This is a genomic window from Arthrobacter sp. 05L421 (assembly GCF_056397785.1).
The window spans coordinates 1-341 of the sequence record NZ_JBFTOC010000082.1; the positions used below are offsets into that span (position 1 = coordinate 1).

Sequence of the window (341 nt, forward strand, 5' to 3'; positions counted from 1 at the left end):
AAGCCAACGGTGTGGCGATCATCGGTGCGACCGCCGCGACTTATAAGCCGGTCGCGGGGGATGCGGGCAAGACTGTCACGGTCACCGTGACCGGGACTAAGGCCGGGTATGCCACCGCTGCGAAGACGTCCGCGGCGACGGCGGCAGTCGCGGCAGCGCCGCTGGTTTTGACGGCGCCGGTTCCGACGCTTACGGGCACCGCACAGGTCGGTTCGACCCTGACCGCGGTTCCTGGTGTTTGGGGTCCGGCTCCGGTGACCTTGGCGTATCAGTGGAAAGCCAACGGTGTGGCGATCATCGGTGCGACCGCCGCGACTTATAAGCCGGTCGCGGGGGATGCG

At 67.4% G+C, this 341-nt stretch carries 1 pseudogene; it reads left to right on the forward strand.

The annotated features are described in order from the left end of the window. Positions 1 to 341: pseudogene (locus AC1DKQ_RS22500) on the forward strand (carboxypeptidase regulatory-like domain-containing protein); the annotation flags it as partial.